General features: G+C 35.8%; 14 protein-coding genes and 1 tRNA gene. 12 read left to right on the forward strand and 3 right to left on the reverse strand.

All coding sequences use genetic code 11. From position 1 onward, the window contains the following. Positions 1-75 precede the first annotated feature (75 nt). From lpxD to FOL89_RS00600, 7 genes are all read left to right on the forward strand, one after another. Entirely contained in the window at positions 76-1,107 is a 1,032-nt protein-coding gene (gene lpxD, locus FOL89_RS00570) for a UDP-3-O-(3-hydroxymyristoyl)glucosamine N-acyltransferase (RefSeq protein WP_144280904.1), read from the forward strand. Continuing rightward, positions 1,100-2,497 (forward strand): bifunctional UDP-3-O-[3-hydroxymyristoyl] N-acetylglucosamine deacetylase/3-hydroxyacyl-ACP dehydratase, encoded by a 1,398-nt coding sequence (locus FOL89_RS00575; RefSeq protein ID WP_144280905.1) that lies wholly within the window; start codon positions 1,100-1,102, stop codon positions 2,495-2,497. The genes lpxD and FOL89_RS00575 overlap by 8 nt, the downstream gene beginning before the upstream one ends. After that, complete coding sequence (lpxA, locus tag FOL89_RS00580) at positions 2,498-3,286, forward strand: acyl-ACP--UDP-N-acetylglucosamine O-acyltransferase (protein ID WP_144280906.1); 789 nt, start codon at positions 2,498-2,500, stop codon at positions 3,284-3,286. It begins immediately after the preceding gene. A 112-nt stretch (positions 3,287-3,398) separates the two neighbouring features. After that, on the forward strand, positions 3,399-3,965 hold the full coding sequence (efp, locus tag FOL89_RS00585) for an elongation factor P (protein ID WP_144280907.1): 567 nt from the start codon (positions 3,399-3,401) through the stop codon (positions 3,963-3,965). Positions 3,966-4,182: 217 nt separating this feature from the next. Further along, positions 4,183-5,085, forward strand: coding sequence for a UDP-3-O-(3-hydroxymyristoyl)glucosamine N-acyltransferase (locus FOL89_RS00590; protein ID WP_144280908.1), 903 nt, complete (start codon positions 4,183-4,185; stop codon positions 5,083-5,085). A gap of 92 nt (positions 5,086-5,177) precedes the next feature. Further along, entirely contained in the window at positions 5,178-6,050 is an 873-nt protein-coding gene (sucD, locus tag FOL89_RS00595; protein ID WP_144280909.1) for a succinate--CoA ligase subunit alpha, read from the forward strand. 17 nt (positions 6,051-6,067) lie between these two features. Then, positions 6,068-6,712 (forward strand): porin family protein, encoded by a 645-nt coding sequence (locus FOL89_RS00600; RefSeq protein WP_144280910.1) that lies wholly within the window; start codon positions 6,068-6,070, stop codon positions 6,710-6,712. A 78-nt stretch (positions 6,713-6,790) separates the two neighbouring features. Here FOL89_RS00600 and FOL89_RS00605 read toward each other — a convergent pair whose 3' ends face one another. Beyond that, entirely contained in the window at positions 6,791-7,822 is a 1,032-nt protein-coding gene (locus FOL89_RS00605; RefSeq protein ID WP_144280911.1) for a bestrophin family protein, read from the reverse strand. A gap of 95 nt (positions 7,823-7,917) precedes the next feature. Further along, a complete protein-coding gene (locus FOL89_RS00610) occupies positions 7,918-9,990 on the reverse strand; it encodes an alpha-ketoacid dehydrogenase subunit alpha/beta (RefSeq protein ID WP_144280912.1) in 2,073 nt (690 codons plus the stop codon). Positions 9,991-10,166: 176 nt separating this feature from the next. Between FOL89_RS00610 and FOL89_RS00615 the strand changes: the two genes are divergently transcribed. The 4 genes from FOL89_RS00615 to FOL89_RS00630 all read left to right on the forward strand — a co-directional run bounded on the left by FOL89_RS00615 (position 10,167) and on the right by FOL89_RS00630 (position 12,327). After that, positions 10,167-10,295 carry a penicillin-binding protein gene (locus tag FOL89_RS00615; RefSeq protein ID WP_144280913.1) on the forward strand — a complete coding sequence of 43 codons (129 nt, stop codon included), beginning with the start codon at positions 10,167-10,169 and terminating at the stop codon, positions 10,293-10,295. A 565-nt stretch (positions 10,296-10,860) separates the two neighbouring features. After that, positions 10,861-10,931, forward strand: a tRNA-His gene (locus FOL89_RS00620). 536 nt (positions 10,932-11,467) lie between these two features. Beyond that, positions 11,468-11,815 carry a hypothetical protein gene (locus FOL89_RS00625; protein WP_144280914.1) on the forward strand — a complete coding sequence of 116 codons (348 nt, stop codon included), beginning with the start codon at positions 11,468-11,470 and terminating at the stop codon, positions 11,813-11,815. A 26-nt stretch (positions 11,816-11,841) separates the two neighbouring features. Continuing rightward, positions 11,842-12,327 carry a ribonuclease H-like YkuK family protein gene (locus FOL89_RS00630; protein WP_144280915.1) on the forward strand — a complete coding sequence of 162 codons (486 nt, stop codon included), beginning with the start codon at positions 11,842-11,844 and terminating at the stop codon, positions 12,325-12,327. Between the two features lie 289 nt (positions 12,328-12,616). Here the strand turns inward: FOL89_RS00630 and FOL89_RS00635 are convergent, their stop codons facing one another. Next, complete coding sequence (locus FOL89_RS00635; RefSeq protein WP_144280916.1) at positions 12,617-13,063, reverse strand: VOC family protein; 447 nt, start codon at positions 13,061-13,063, stop codon at positions 12,617-12,619. A 317-nt stretch (positions 13,064-13,380) separates the two neighbouring features. Here FOL89_RS00635 and FOL89_RS00640 point away from each other — a divergent pair, with 317 nt between their 5' ends. Next, positions 13,381-15,117 (forward strand): APC family permease, encoded by a 1,737-nt coding sequence (locus FOL89_RS00640; RefSeq protein WP_144280917.1) that lies wholly within the window; start codon positions 13,381-13,383, stop codon positions 15,115-15,117. Positions 15,118-15,262 lie beyond the last annotated feature (145 nt).

Here is a 15,262-nt window from a genome sequence, read left to right on the forward strand (position 1 = left end):
AAAATATTCTTAAAAACACCCTTCCATAAATTAAAAAATGTTTGCGAATAATAGAATTTCTTATCTTTGCAGAATATGGAATTTACAGCTTCGCAGATTGCAAGTTTTATTGATGGGAAAATTATAGGTGATGAAAATACACTTATAACGGGCGTTTCTCCTATTGAGAGCGGTGAAAAAGGGCATCTTTCATTTATTGCTCAGGATCGTTTTGCTCATCATCTCGAAACTTCAAAATGTTCTGTTCTTATCGTAAGTGAGAAACTCATTACTAGGAGTCAGTACAACTCAACCATTATCTCGGTAAAAGATGCTTATCTTTCTTTTCAGATTCTGATGAATCTTTATCAGGAAATGCAGGGAAGAAAAGAAGGGATTGAGGATGGTTCTTCTATCCATGATACTGCCGTGATTGGCGAAAAAGTTTATATTGGCGCATTTACCTATGTTTCCCAAAAAGCTAAAATTGGCGACGAAACTCAGATTTTTCCACAAGTGTATATTGGGAAAGGTGTTAAAATAGGAAAAAATTGCAAAATTGACAGTGGAGCCAGGATATATGACTATTGTATTATTGGTGATAATTGTGTCATTCATTCCAATACTGTAATTGGAGGTGACGGATTTGGATTTCAGCCGACCCCGGAAGGATTTCAAAAAATTCCTCAATTGGGTAATGTAATCATTGAAGATAATGTTGAAATAGGTTCAAACTGTAGTATAGACCGTGCAACAATCGGTTCAACGGTGATTGGCAAAGGAACCAAAATAGATAATTTAATACAGATTGCCCACAATGTGAAAATCGGAGCCAATAATGTCATTGCGGCTCAGGCAGGAATTGCAGGTTCTACAACCATCGGTGACTGGAATCAGATTGGAGGACAGGTAGGAATCGTAGGACACATCAAAATCGGAAATCAGGTGAAAATTCAGGCTCAGAGCGGTGTGAACTCTAGTGTGAATGACAGAGAAACAATGTATGGTTCGCCTGCAATCAACTATAATGATTATCTGAGAAGCTATGTACACTTCAGAAATCTTCCGGAAATTGTAAAAAGAATAAATAATCTTGAGAATAACTCAAAAGATAAAACTAATGAGTGATATGCAAAAAACCCTTCAGCAAGAGGTTACTCTTTCTGGAATAGGTCTTCATACAGGTAAAGAAGTAAAATTAACCATCAAACCTGCCAAAGAAAACACAGGTTTTGTTTTTGTAAGAACAGATCTGGAAGGGCATCCGCAGGTAGAAGCAGATGTTAACTACGTTGTCGCTACAGAAAGAGGAACTACCCTGGAAAAACTAGGAGTAAAAATCAATACCTGCGAACATCTTTTAGCAGCCTTAGTAGGCTGTGATATAGATAATGCAATTTTGGAAATGAATGCTTCTGAACCACCTATTTTAGACGGTTCATCAAAGTTTTTTGTAGAAGCTATTGAAAGTGTGGGTACTGTAGAACAAAACACAGCGAGAGAATATCTTGTAGTAAAAGAAGTTCTTAGTTACAGCGATCCTGCTACAGGGTCAGAAATAACCATCATTCCTTCAGATACTTATGAGGTAACTACAATGGTGGATTTTGGAACTAAAGTTCTGGGAACTCAAAATGCTACTTTAAAAAATATTTGTGAGTTTAAAGAAGAAATTTCCTCAGCGAGAACATTTAGTTTCCTGCACGAATTGGAAATGCTTTTGGATCACGGATTAATAAAAGGAGGAGATATATCGAATGCTATCGTGTATGTAGATAAAGATCTGACCCCTGAGACAACAGAAAAACTTAAAAAAGCCTTCGGTAAAGATAATGTTTCTATAAGACCGAACGGGATTTTAGATAATTTGACCCTAAACTATCCCAATGAAGCAGCCAGACATAAATTGCTTGATGTAATTGGTGACTTAGCTTTAGCTGGAGTAAAGATAAAAGGAAAAGTAATTGCCAATAAGCCGGGACATTTTGTAAATACACAATTTGCAAAAAAATTAAACCGCCAGTGGAAATTACAGAAAAAGAAAAATGTTCCGGATTTTGATTTAACAAAAGAGCCGGTTTTTGACATCAACGGAATCATGAAGCTGATGCCTCACAGACCTCCGTTTTTGTTGATAGATAAAATTTTAGAGCTTTCGGATTCACACGTGGTAGGTCTTAAGAATGTAACAATGAACGAACCGTTCTTTGTAGGGCATTTCCCTAAAGAACCTGTAATGCCGGGAGTTTTACAAGTGGAAGCTTTAGCACAGACAGGAGGAATTCTGGTTTTGGCAAGCGTTCCGGATCCTGAAAATTATTCAACTTATTTTATTAAGATTGATAAGGTGAAATTCAAGAGAAAAGTGGTTCCGGGGGATACCATGATTTTCAAAATTGAATTGATGGAACCTATCAGAAGAGGTATTGTTCACATGCAGGGTTACGGATATGTAGGGGATACAGTTGCGGTAGAAGCCGAATTGATGGCTCAGGTAGCAAAAAATAAAATTGACTAAATGATTCATCAATTAGCAGCCGTTGATAAGCGAGCAAAAATCAGCAAAAATGTAGTTGTAGAACCTTTTACAACCATTGCAGGTGATGTGGAAATAGGCGAGGGTACCTGGATAGGATCGAATGTTACCATCATGGATGGAGCCAGAATTGGCAAAAACTGCAGAATTTTTCCGGGAACCGTAATTTCAGCAATTCCCCAGGATTTAAAATTTGACGGAGAAGATACACACACAATCATTGGGGACGAAACCACCATCAGAGAGTGTGTAACAGTAAATAGAGGAACAAAAGCTTTAGGTTTTACTAAAATAGGAGCCAATTGTCTGATCATGGCGACATCACATATTGCTCACGACTGTGTGATTGGTGATAATGTAATTATTGTCAATGGTTGCGGAATTGCAGGTCATGTAGAAATTGGTGATTATACGGTAATGGGAGGTCTGTCTGCGGTGCATCAGTTCGGGAAAATTGGTAAACACGTCATGATTTCAGGAGGAACTTTGGTAAGAAAAGATATTCCGCCTTATGTAAAAGTTGCGAGAGAACCTATGTCTTATGCAGGAATCAATTCGGTAGGATTAAGAAGAAGAGGATTTTCCAATGAGAAAATTTTTGAAATCCAGAAAATTTACAGAGCCATATTCCAGATGAAAATGAATGTCTCACAGGCGGTTTCGTATATCGAAAAGGAAATGCTGCCTACTGCTGAAAGAGACGAAATTCTTCAGTTCATCCAAAATTCACCAAGAGGTATTGTGAAAGGATACGGAACAGGAAAAGAGTAAAATACTTTTCGGCAATTCAAGAAGTTTCAATCAAAAAAAGTAAATAAATAATTAACTATAAAATCGGATTTAAACCTAAAAACTTTAGCCCGAAAATTTTAAACAAAAAATAATGGCAACAAGTAACGATATCAGAAAAGGCCTTTGTATAGAATACAGCAATGATATTTTTAAAGTAATCGAATTTCTTCACGTAAAACCGGGCAAAGGACCAGCTTTCGTAAGAACAAAATTAAAATCGGTAACCAACGGAAAAGTAATCGACAATACTTTTTCTGCAGGTCATAAAATTGATGAAGTAAAAGTAATTACAAGAAAATTCCAATATCTTTATGATGATGAGAACGGTTTCCACTTTATGAATAATGACGATTTTTCTCAGTTATATCTAAATAAAGAAATGATCGAAAACTCAAACCTCATGAAAGCAGGAGAAGAAGTAACCATCATTTTGAAAGAAATTGACGAGACCCCACTTTCTGCAGAACTTCCTGCTTCCGTATATCTTGAAGTAGTAGAAGCAGATCCGGGAGTAAAAGGAAACACAGCAACCAACGCCCTTAAAAATGCCATCGTTGAGACAGGAGCAAGAGTAATGGTTCCGTTATTCATCGAGCCGGGAGACAAAATCAAAGTAAGTACAGAAGATGGAGCTTACTTAGAAAGAGTGAAAGAATAATATATTTCAAAATATTTTGAAGCTGGAAGCATATGACTTTCAGCTTTCATTTTTTTATGGCAGCTTTTTCCGCCTTCCACTCCCGCTTTTTTGCTCCACTTCGTTTTGCAAAAAGAGCTCCGTTCAAGTCGGGCTGCAAGTACACTGAAAATAAAACATCATTAAGGATCAAAATCTTATCAAGGTTTATTAATTAAAAAAAACATCATTTAAGAATATGACGTTTCATCAGCCACAAAAACTTAAAACCATTGCAGATCTTATTGGAGCAAAATTTATTGGCTCAGAAGATTTTGAAGTTTTAGGAACCAATGAAATTCACAGGGTAAAATCCGGTGAAATTGTTTTCGTTAATCATCCAAAGTATTACGATAAAGCACTAAATTCTGCTGCAACCATTATTCTGATTGATAAAGAAGTAGAGTGTCCGGAAGGAAAAGCTCTGTTGATTTCTGATGATCCTTTCAGAGATTTCAATAAGATCAATACGCATTTCACCAGAATTTCAAACTTTACAGAAGAATTGCATGACGTAGAAATAGGAGATGGAACAAAAATTCATTCTTCCGCAGTAATTGGCAACAACGTAAAAATCGGAAAAAATACACTTATTTTTCCTAATGTAGTGATTGGTGACAGAACGGTTATAGGTGATAATGTAGTCATTCAATCTAACACAGTTTTAGGCGGTGATGCATTTTATTACAGAAAACTAAATGGGAATTTTGACCGCTTAATCTCCGTAGGAAACGTAATCATCAAAAACAATGTGGAAATCGGAAACAGCTGTACAATTGACAGAGGAGTTACAGATTCCACGATCATCGGAGAGGGATCAGTATTAGATAATCAAATTCAGATTGGGCATGATACAGTTATTGGTAAAAAATGCCTCATTGCTTCTCAGGTGGGTATTGCCGGATGCTGTATTATTGGAGATGAAGTTACATTATGGGGACAAGTGGGAATGGCTTCCGGAAATCAGATTGAAAGCGGATCCGTAATTTTAGGTAAAACCGGTGTTAATCGTGATTTGAAAAAAGGAACTTATATCGGGATGTTTGCAGAAGATTTTAAAACGTATCTGAAAAAAGAAGTTAAGCTGAGGAATCTTGGGTAAACTAATTGCTCATATTTATTTATAATCAAAGAAAAATAAGTAAATTTGTGAGCGTTAATAAATCAAAAAAAATAAATTAAAACAACAATAAAATGTCAATTTTAGTAAACAAAGATTCTAAAGTAATTGTACAGGGATTTACAGGTAACGAAGGTACTTTCCATGCTGGTCAGATGATTGAGTACGGAACCAACGTAGTAGGTGGTGTTACTCCGGGCAAAGGAGGAAGCGAGCATTTAGGTAAGCCGGTATTCAACACCGTGGCTGATGCTGTTGAAAAAGCAGGAGCTAACGTGAGTATTATTTTCGTTCCGCCTGCATTTGCTGCAGATGCTATTATGGAAGCTGCTGAGGCGGGTATTAAAGTTATTGTATGTATTACTGAAGGTATTCCTGTTGCAGACATGGTTAAAGTAAAATCTTATATCGCTGATAAAGATTGCCGATTAATCGGTCCTAACTGCCCTGGAATTATTACATCTGAAGAAGCTAAAATTGGTATCATGCCTGGTTTTGTTTTCAAAAAAGGAAAAGTAGGAATCGTTTCAAAATCTGGAACTTTAACGTATGAAGCTGCTGATCAGGTGGTAAAAGCTGGTTACGGTGTTTCTACAGCTATCGGAATTGGTGGTGACCCGATTATCGGAACTACAACCAGAGAAGCTTTAGAATTATTCATCAACGATCCTGAAACCGAAGCAGTGGTAATGATTGGAGAAATTGGTGGTGGTCTTGAGGCTGAAGCTGCAAGATGGTACAAAGCAAGTGGTTCTACAAAGCCGGTTGTAGGTTTTATTGCAGGACAGACCGCACCTAAAGGTAGAACAATGGGACACGCCGGTGCAATCGTTGGTGGTGCAGAAGATACAGCACAGGCTAAAATGGAAATTATGAGAGAAAATGGGATCAACGTAGTAGATTCTCCAGCTGATATTGGAGCTACGGTTGCAAAAATCTTAAGTTAATTATAAACATTGATGATATGAAAAAAATTTTATTCGCCACTGCATTAGCTATATCTGTTTCTTCAATGGCACAGATTAATCTGCGAGAAACAAGATTTGGTCTTACGGCAGGTGGTAACTATTCCAGAGTGAAAAATGCACACAATCCTTCAGGTGCGCGATTTGCTTTTCAGGGAGGTGTTTTGGCACTGATTCCGATGGGTGGAGCCGATCAGTTTTACATTCAGCCAGAAGTAGTTTACTATGGAGCGGGAGAATCGGGTAAAGATAAAAACGCTAAAGGAACTAAAGGATACGATGCGATGTATGCCAACAATTACATCAGTGTTCCTATCTCTTTTAAAGGTTATTTTTCGGAAGCTGAGTCTGAATTTTTCGGACTGATTGGTCCGAGATTTAACTTCTTAATTGATCAGAAAGTAACTGATGAATCCCGTGAAATTTACAGAGCCGATCAATTGGGAAAGGCAAAATCTTTCAATTTTGCAATTGGGGCTGGAATAGGGTATAGCTATAAAAGACAGCTCGAATTGGCTTTAAAATATGATCTTGGTTTATCAAATACTTATCCTCATCTGGATGAAAGTAAACTAGATGCCAATTCATCAAAAAAGAAATCTGAGCAGGTTTTAAGTTTAAGCTTAAGCTATATTTTCGAATAGATTTTTTAGTCAACACATATAATAAATCCCAAACATTAAATAAGTTTGGGATTTTGCTTTTATTTAAATCGTCTCATTTTATACTAAAACTCCGTTTCTGGATGGAATCGGATCGGGAAGTTCTGTTTCTCCCATAATCTGCAAAAGATCTATCTCAATAGTTCGGCAGATAGAAAGCATAGGAATATCAAACATGAGTCCTTCAAAAGGATTTTCGGAGTAATCTCCTACCAATTCCATAATGATATAAATCCAGCCTATAATGATACAAAATGGAATAGACATCCATATTCCATAATCTCCCAGTTTTGAAAACTCGTTTACCAGACCTAAAGGAAGCAGCATAATAAATAATACATTAAAAACGAATGCCGTGCTTGCAAATTGTCTGGGCAAAGGGAATTTTTTTATTCTTTCTGCCTGTCCCTGTAAGGTATAAAATTCATTCAGGCAATTTTGTAGCTGCATTTGATTAAAATCTGAAATAGCACCCATATTTTTAAGCTCATTTACGCCTTTAGATTGTTGCGAAATAAGGTATGTTGCAAAGTTTTTGTAGTAAGACTGCAAATCTGCTTCTTCTTCTGAGAGATATTTATTGAGAAAAATTGGTGTTCTGCCATAATCCGGGAATCCAGCTTTAATCAGTCTGTTTCTTCTTTTGTTGATCTTTTTAGTATGTTGTTGTTCCGCTTTGATATGCTCCCAGTCCGTCGGAACCAGAATCTGTTCGCGAAATGCATAAAGCCAGGCAATATGACGATTAACCAGCTTTTTTCTGCGGTCTTCTAAATCAAATGTGCCTATTTTTTCATTATTAGTCTCAAAAGCGTAAACCATTGCAGCAAATGATCTGCTGGAGTTGACAATTCCACCCCAGATTTTCCTTGCTTCCCAAAGCCTGTCGTATGCCTGATTATTTTTGAAACCAACAAGGAAGGCTTCAGCTGTTCCAATCAATGCTACAGGAACCCATGGAATAATCATCCATTCCCAGTTGAAGAAATGGAAAAGTATGGCGATGAGGGTACACCAGATAGATATCAGAATTACATGAAAGCCTGAAAGATTCAGAACCTGCCTATAGTTGACATATTTTGTAGTAATCATAGTAGCAATCTTAAAAAAATCTATTCAAATTAACAAAAAGTATACAAAAAAACCTCTAAAATAAATTAGAGGCTTGTTTTATTTTTCCTGTCAAATCAATAACTGAGCATTTCTTCGATTTTTGAGACCAGCTTTTCGGCATTTGGGAGCATTTCCTTTTCTAAAATCAAATTAATGGGAACAGCTGGAGTATCAAGAGATCCCATTGTTTCAACCGGAGCATCAAGGTATTTGAAGCAATTCTTTGAAATTCTGTGTGCGAAGGCTTCAGCAAAAGAATTATTCAATTGTTCTTCCGTTAAGACAATACATTTTCCATGAGTTTTTACTCTTTCGAAAACTAAACTTTCATCTAAAGGAATTAAAGTTCTCAGATCAATCACTTCAACTCTTCCGTTAAAGTTTTTAGCTGCTTCTTTCGCCCAGTAAACGCCCATTCCATAAGTCACGATCAATAAAGTTCTGCCTTTTTCGGTTTCTTCTTTATCAGCTTCAATAATTACTTTTCCTTTTCCGAAAGGTAAAATATAATCTTCAGCCGGTTCTACGGTTTTGGCATCTTCAGTTCCGGGAACTTTGCTCCAGTATAAGCCTTTGTGTTCCAGCATAACAACAGGATTAGGATCATAGTAGGCTGCTTTCAGCAGACCTTTAAAATCTGCTGCATTACTAGGATAAGCAATTTTTATCCCTTTAATATTCGCTAAAATACTTTCTACACTTCCGCTGTGATAAGGACCTCCACCTCCGTAAGCTCCGATAGGAACACGGATGATATTACTTACAGGAAATTTTCCCTGACTCAAATAGTTTGATTTTGAAATTTCGGTAATCAGCTGGTTGATTCCCGGATAAATATAATCTGCAAACTGTACTTCAACTATCGGTTTTAAGCCAACTGCACTCATACCTGTGGTGGAACCAATGATATAGGCTTCCTGAATTGCGGTATTGAAAACTCTTTTGCTTCCGAATTTTTTTCCTAAAGTTACTGTCTCACGGAAAACTCCCCCGATTCTTTCACCAACATCCTGTCCGTACAGCAAAGCTTCCGGATGTTTCCACATCAATTCCTGAATGGCATGAATCGCAGCGTCTACCATAACGATTTTTTCACCACCTTCCGGTTCACGGGTTCCTACTTCTTCCGTGATTGGAGTTGGTGCAAAAACATGATTCATTACTGTTTCAGGTTTCGGATCTTCTGCTTTTTGAGCTCTGTCGAAAGCTTCTTCGGCTTCCAGACGGGCTTTTTTTGTCATTTGTTTTAAAAGATCTTCATCGACACCGCTTTCAAGAAGATATTTTCTGAGTATTTCTCCCGGATCTTTGGCTCTGTGTTTCACCAAATCTTCTTCATCTCTGTAAAACTCTCTTCTTACACCGGAAGTATGATGCCCGATTAAAACTGTTTTTGCGCAAACTACTAAAGGCTTTCTTTCTGTTCTTACAAAATCGACTGCTTTTTTCATGACTTCGAAACTTTCCACAAAATCGGTTCCGTCCACACGCATTCTTCCAAGTCCTTCAAAGCCTGCTACAAAATCGTAAGCATCGCATGTTCTTGCTTCTTCTTTAGTTACGGAAATTCCCCAGTCATTATCCTGAACGAGGAAGATAATTGGCAGTTGGTGCAAGGCAGAAAACTGAAGCGCTTCACTCACTTCACCTTCTGTTACAGAATTATCTCCAAGACTGCAGATGACCACAGGATTGTTTTCGAATTGCTGTAGATTAAAATCCTGAATATATTTTATCCCTTGTGCAACTCCGGCAGTTGGAATGGTCTGCATTCCGGTTGCGGAACTTTGATGGATGATTTTTGGTTTGTTTTCATCTCTGCTCGAAGGGTGAGAGTAGTAAGATCTGCCTCCGGAAAAAGGATCATCAGCTTTTGCTAATAATTGCAACATAAGCTGATAGGGTTCGAAGCCAATTCCCAAAAGAATGCTTTCGTCTCTGTAATAAGGAGAAACCCAGTCTTCCTTTTTCAACTGGTAAGCTGTTGCCAATTGAATAGCTTCATGACCTCTGGATGTACTGTGAACGTACTTACACACATTTCTGTTTTCTTCATAAATATCTGCCATTGCTCTGGCAAGCATCATGTGATGGTAAGCTTTTAGTAAAATATCCTTTGAAACCTTTTCGTGAAGTGTATTTTCCATAGATAGCAAAGATAAATAAAAAACAAAATACTAACAAGTGTTAGTATTTAGCAAAAGACTGAATGTTCTTATTTAATTTTAAAATATTTTTGGTTTTTTGATGGTAATTAATTTTTTAAAATAAATGAACCATTTTTAATAAGCAGGAATTTATTTACCTTTGCAAGCATAAAATTATGACAATACAAAGAGCACATATCAATGCAAATCTATGCGATAGCCCATCAAGAAAGGGATTATTCGGATATGAATGGATGATATGGAATGAGGCAAAATGTGCTTACTTTGGAAATTACTTACTATAAACTTGTAAAAATTTTATCAAATACTACATAAACGCCTCAATAATCGGGAGCGTTTTTGTGTTTTTAAGACCGAAATTATTTAGAATGAAAAAAAATAACCATTAAAGTGAAAATAATTTAATCAGTAATGAACAAGTAATCAGAAAATAAGAAGTGATAGGAAAACCAATGAGAGACAGTCATTTAGGTAAAATCAATATCTGTAAAATATTACGGACAGGATTTTTCTATTTTTTATTTTAAATTTAATACACTGGTAATCAGTATATTAATTTAAAAGTAAATTTGCAGATTCAAAAAAATCATATTTACTTTGCAACCGAAAATTGAAAGCAACAAGTTTTTCAATCTTCAAAAAAACATTTTTAAAACAACAAGAATATAATGAAACAATTACATCATATAACCAATCAGTATTTAAGACTACACGGACAGGCGCCGAAAGGTTGGATATGTATTCTTGGAAGTGAATTTGTGGAAAAAAGGTGCTTATATAAATGGGTCAGCTAATGAACTGACATGTCAAAAAATATAAAGCGCCTCCCAAAGAGGCGCTTTTTTTATGGTTTCTTTAGCTTATTTGGTAAAGCATCGGTTTGTGGCACCGAAGAACAGGGTTCGATTCCCGAAGAAACCCAAAATGATTAAGATTCACGGAAAAATTCGGCTCCGACTGTCTCTCGGAAAAGAATTTTGAAGTGAATCTGAAATACTGGAAAGATAACGCAGGTTGTTTCAGGAGGTCGAAAGTCTGAAATATTAATGAATACAATATCACAATTAATTAACCTTTAATTGAGAGAAAGAAAAAGTTTGTCGAGCGCAGGAGTTCTTTATAAAAACACAAAATTACAAATAGATAAACTTTTTCTTAACTCAAAAAAATAAATAAATGAGAAATTGATTATCACCCATCAATTATCATGTATAAGCTTGAAAAATGTGAAATATTCGTGAATTCAAATAAAAAATAAAAATGGTTATGAATAATCCCCATAACCATTTCAAATAACTAAAATGAGATTAGTTCCGAAGAAAAAGAAGAGTTTGTCGAGCGCAGAAGTTCTTATATCAAACTAAAAATTAAAGACAGGCTTTGTTTTTCTTCAAAAAAGATTTGATAGAAATTATCAAGTCACAAGCAATATGTTTAACCTAAAAATGATAACGAAATGAAAGATTTTTTTAAAGTGACATGTGCTGCTATCATTGCAATAGGTGGTTTGGCAAGAACATGTACTAAGTCAGTTTCTACGACAGTGAAAATGGCAGAACCCTTAGCTGATGCAAGGTTTTTAAGTAAATCAGCACAAGTTGAGCATTCGGTTTACAGCACCTCCAAAATGATATCCCATGAAGATGAGATGATGAGACTAAAGCCAGCGCAAAATAAAAGCAAAAATAATTTTCCGGTTATTGAAACGGTTAAAACAGTAAAAGATGCTGCTGATATAACAGATAAAATAACCAGTACAAATATTATTGATACAGTGAAAATTACAGTAAAGAAAAAGAAATGACGTAGCAAACAGAAAATTTTAAAACAATGGAAACACAACACGAAATATGGCAAAATTTGAAGGGAATACAATTCCGGAAATCCATCACACAATTGGTAGAAGAAGCGATTGTCCGTGAACAGGCATTAGGCTACCGGCTGAAAGTTTGTGTAGGCTCAGATTCCCATGTGTACGGAGAAAATATCCATTATGCGACAGCAGTTGTGTTTATCCGTGAAGGAAAAGGCGCTTTTACATTTATCAGAAAACAAAAGGAAGTTCAGAAAATCAGTATTAAAGAACGAATGCTGAACGAGGTAAACAAATCTGTAGAAATTGCTTATGCAATCTGTTCCATTTTGGAAAACTATGACGTAGAAATGGAAGTTCATGCCGATATCAATACCGATCCGGACTTCAAATCCAATGTCGCTTTGAAAGACGCTATGGGATATATTTTGGGAATGGGTTATACTTTTAAAGCAAAACCCTTTGCATTTGCAAGTTCCAATTGTGCGGATATGATGGTGTGATAAAAAAGCAGGAAGCTGGAATGTATGGAGATTAAAGTATTTTAACTTCTACATTTATTTTAAAGCTTTCAGAAACCTAACAGGTTTTCAAAACTTGTTAGGTTTAAAGTAATAACAAACTAAACAATGAAACCAATTTTAATCATCCACGGAAAAAAAAAATGAAAGATAGGAAAGAAGGATATGATTTTTGGAAATTGGGAACGGTGAATCCTAGTTATGAATGGATTACAAAAGATTACCAATCTTGGAAATGTAACAATAGCTTCCTTTCAAAAAGGGAGCTATTTTATTTCTTCAGCAACCACTCGTCATAAGAAATCACTCCCAGTTCAGGTTTTCCTTCCCCTTCTAAAATTGAGATAAATTCCAGTTGATTTCCATCGGGATCATTAAAATAAATTGCCAAAGCAGGCATCCAGGAAAAAACCATTGGCTTTTCAATTCCGTCTTTCAAAAAATTGTATGGTTTTAGGTTTTTATTTTTCAAAAACGTAACGGAATAATTCAGAATATCTTCTTTGTCAGCGATAAAAGCAAAATGTCTTGTCTGCAGATTTTCTTTCTGCTCCCATAAGCCCAACATGGATTCTTTATTCTTTCCAATCCATAAAAAGGCAATCGGGCGAGTTTTATCTTTGTGGGCTAATTCCAATCCTAACACTTTAGTGTAAAATTCTATTGCATCTTCCAGATGGCTAACCTGAATGTGAGTTTCGTATAATCCTTTAATCATAGTTTTAATTGTTAATAGAACAAAATTAGAAAACGAATTTCCAAAAAGTCCGAATCATTAATTCCTTTAGATAAAATGAATGATAGATTTTTTCTAAATACAAACCTTGCATTTTCATAAATTTAGCAATCAAAAATTTGCTATTCGAGCGAAATATACTACGATAAATACATATCTTATAGAAGATTGACAAGTCTTTTTGCCTCTTTTAAAAAAGTGCTTTACATAAGTTTAATACCTATTTATTAATCTAAAAGTCCGGAATTTGAACTTTTTTTGTTATTATTACATCCTTAAACATAAAAGATCAAAATAAAATGTCTGCAAAAAAACTTGGTGAGTGGTATGCTACTGCGATATGCGGAAATGATATTACTTCCTCCTGTCTATATGTGTCTGCATTGGCAATAGTCGCTGCAGGACAATATGCCTGGATCGCTCTTCTTATGGTAGCTGGAATACTTTTTTTATTCCGTAAAATCTATGGTGAAGTAGTAGGGGCACTTCCTTTAAATGGCGGTGCTTATAACGTATTACTCAATACAACAACGAAAAGCAATGCTTCTGTCGCAGCTTGTCTCACTATTCTATCCTACATGGCAACAGCTGTGATTTCTTCAAGCGAGGCAATGCATTACCTGCATCACATTTTACCTTATTTTGATGTGAATATTGCCACCTTTGTGCTATTGTTGATTTTTTTGGGACTTACGGTGTTGGGCATTTCAGAAAGTGCAGTTGTGGCACTGGTGATATTCATTTTTCACCTTACAACAATGACATTATTGATCGGCTCCTGTATTTATTTCGTAATGAGTAATGGACTTTCTGTACTTACAGCCAATTTTCATCTGCCGGTAAAAAATGGAAGCATAATGACCGCTATATTTTTTGGTTTTTCTGCTGCAATGCTGGGTATATCGGGATTTGAGAGCTCATCAAATTTCGTAGAAGAGCAAAAGAGAGGCGTTTTTGCAAAAACCCTCAGAAATATGTGGATTGCAGTGTCTGTACTCAATCCATTGATTGCCTTTTTGGCAATTTGTATTATTCCTATTGCTGAGGTAGGAGAGCATCAAAATTCTTTTCTTAGTTATATCGGAAGTTTAACAGGCGGAAGCTGGTTGGCAACAATTGTTTCAATTAATGCTGTTACGGTATTGAGTGGAGCGGTACTTACCTCATTTGTCGGCGTTAATGGTCTTATTAAAAGAATGACCTTAGACAGAATTCTCCCCAATTATTTCCTCAAAGAAAATAAAAGAGGCAGTACTTATAGAATTTTGATATTGTTTTTTCTTCTGTGCTGTTCTGTTCTGATGGTAACGAAAGGTAAACTAGGACCTTTGGCAGCGGTATATGCTCTTTCATTTTTAACGGTGATGGCATCTTTTGCTTTGGGAAATATTTTATTAAAACTCAGACGCTCACGTCTTCCAAGACCGGAATATGCTAAACCCGGTGTGGTATTGATCGCATTTTTTGCGATTATCATCGCATTATACGGAAATGTAAAAGCCAATCCGCAGTATCTGGTTACATTTCTACAATATTTTGTTCCTTCAGTTTTGATTATTCTTGCAATGCTGATGAGAAAAGACATTATGCACTTCATAGTCAATATTCTGGAATCTGTATCCAAAGGCTATAAGCGATATACTGTTACCAGGCAGCGCTTTTTAAACAGAAGCCTGAAAAAACTGTATGAGCAGAATTTCGTGTTTTTCTCTAAAGGAGATGATATTTCTACACTTAATAAAGTAATGATGTATCTGCATGAAAACGAGGTAACCAACAAAATGAAGATTGTAACAATTCTTGACAAAAATAAAGAACCAGATCCTAAATTTCTTTCAGATTTTGATACGCTGGACAGAGCTTATCCTGAAGTAGATATGGAATATATTACGATGGTGGGAGAGTTTACTCCTGAGCTGGTGGATCAGCTGAGCAAAGAATGGAATATTCCGAAAAACTTTATGTTCATCAGTAGCCCCGGTGAAAGATTCAGCTATAGAGTTGATGAATTGGGAGGGGTAAGACTTATATTGTAATTACCGGTACAGATTTTTACTATAACTTAAAATTGCATCATTTCACTAAATCAATTCAACGGACTTTCTTTAGTGAAAATGGTGCATTTGCCCTATTTTATTGCCCTTTTATTTTAAATAATATTGCATAGTATCAATTTTAAAA

The organism is Chryseobacterium echinoideorum (genome assembly GCF_007474535.1).
In the GTDB taxonomy this organism is placed as follows: Bacteria; Bacteroidota; Bacteroidia; order Flavobacteriales; family Weeksellaceae; genus Chryseobacterium; species Chryseobacterium echinoideorum.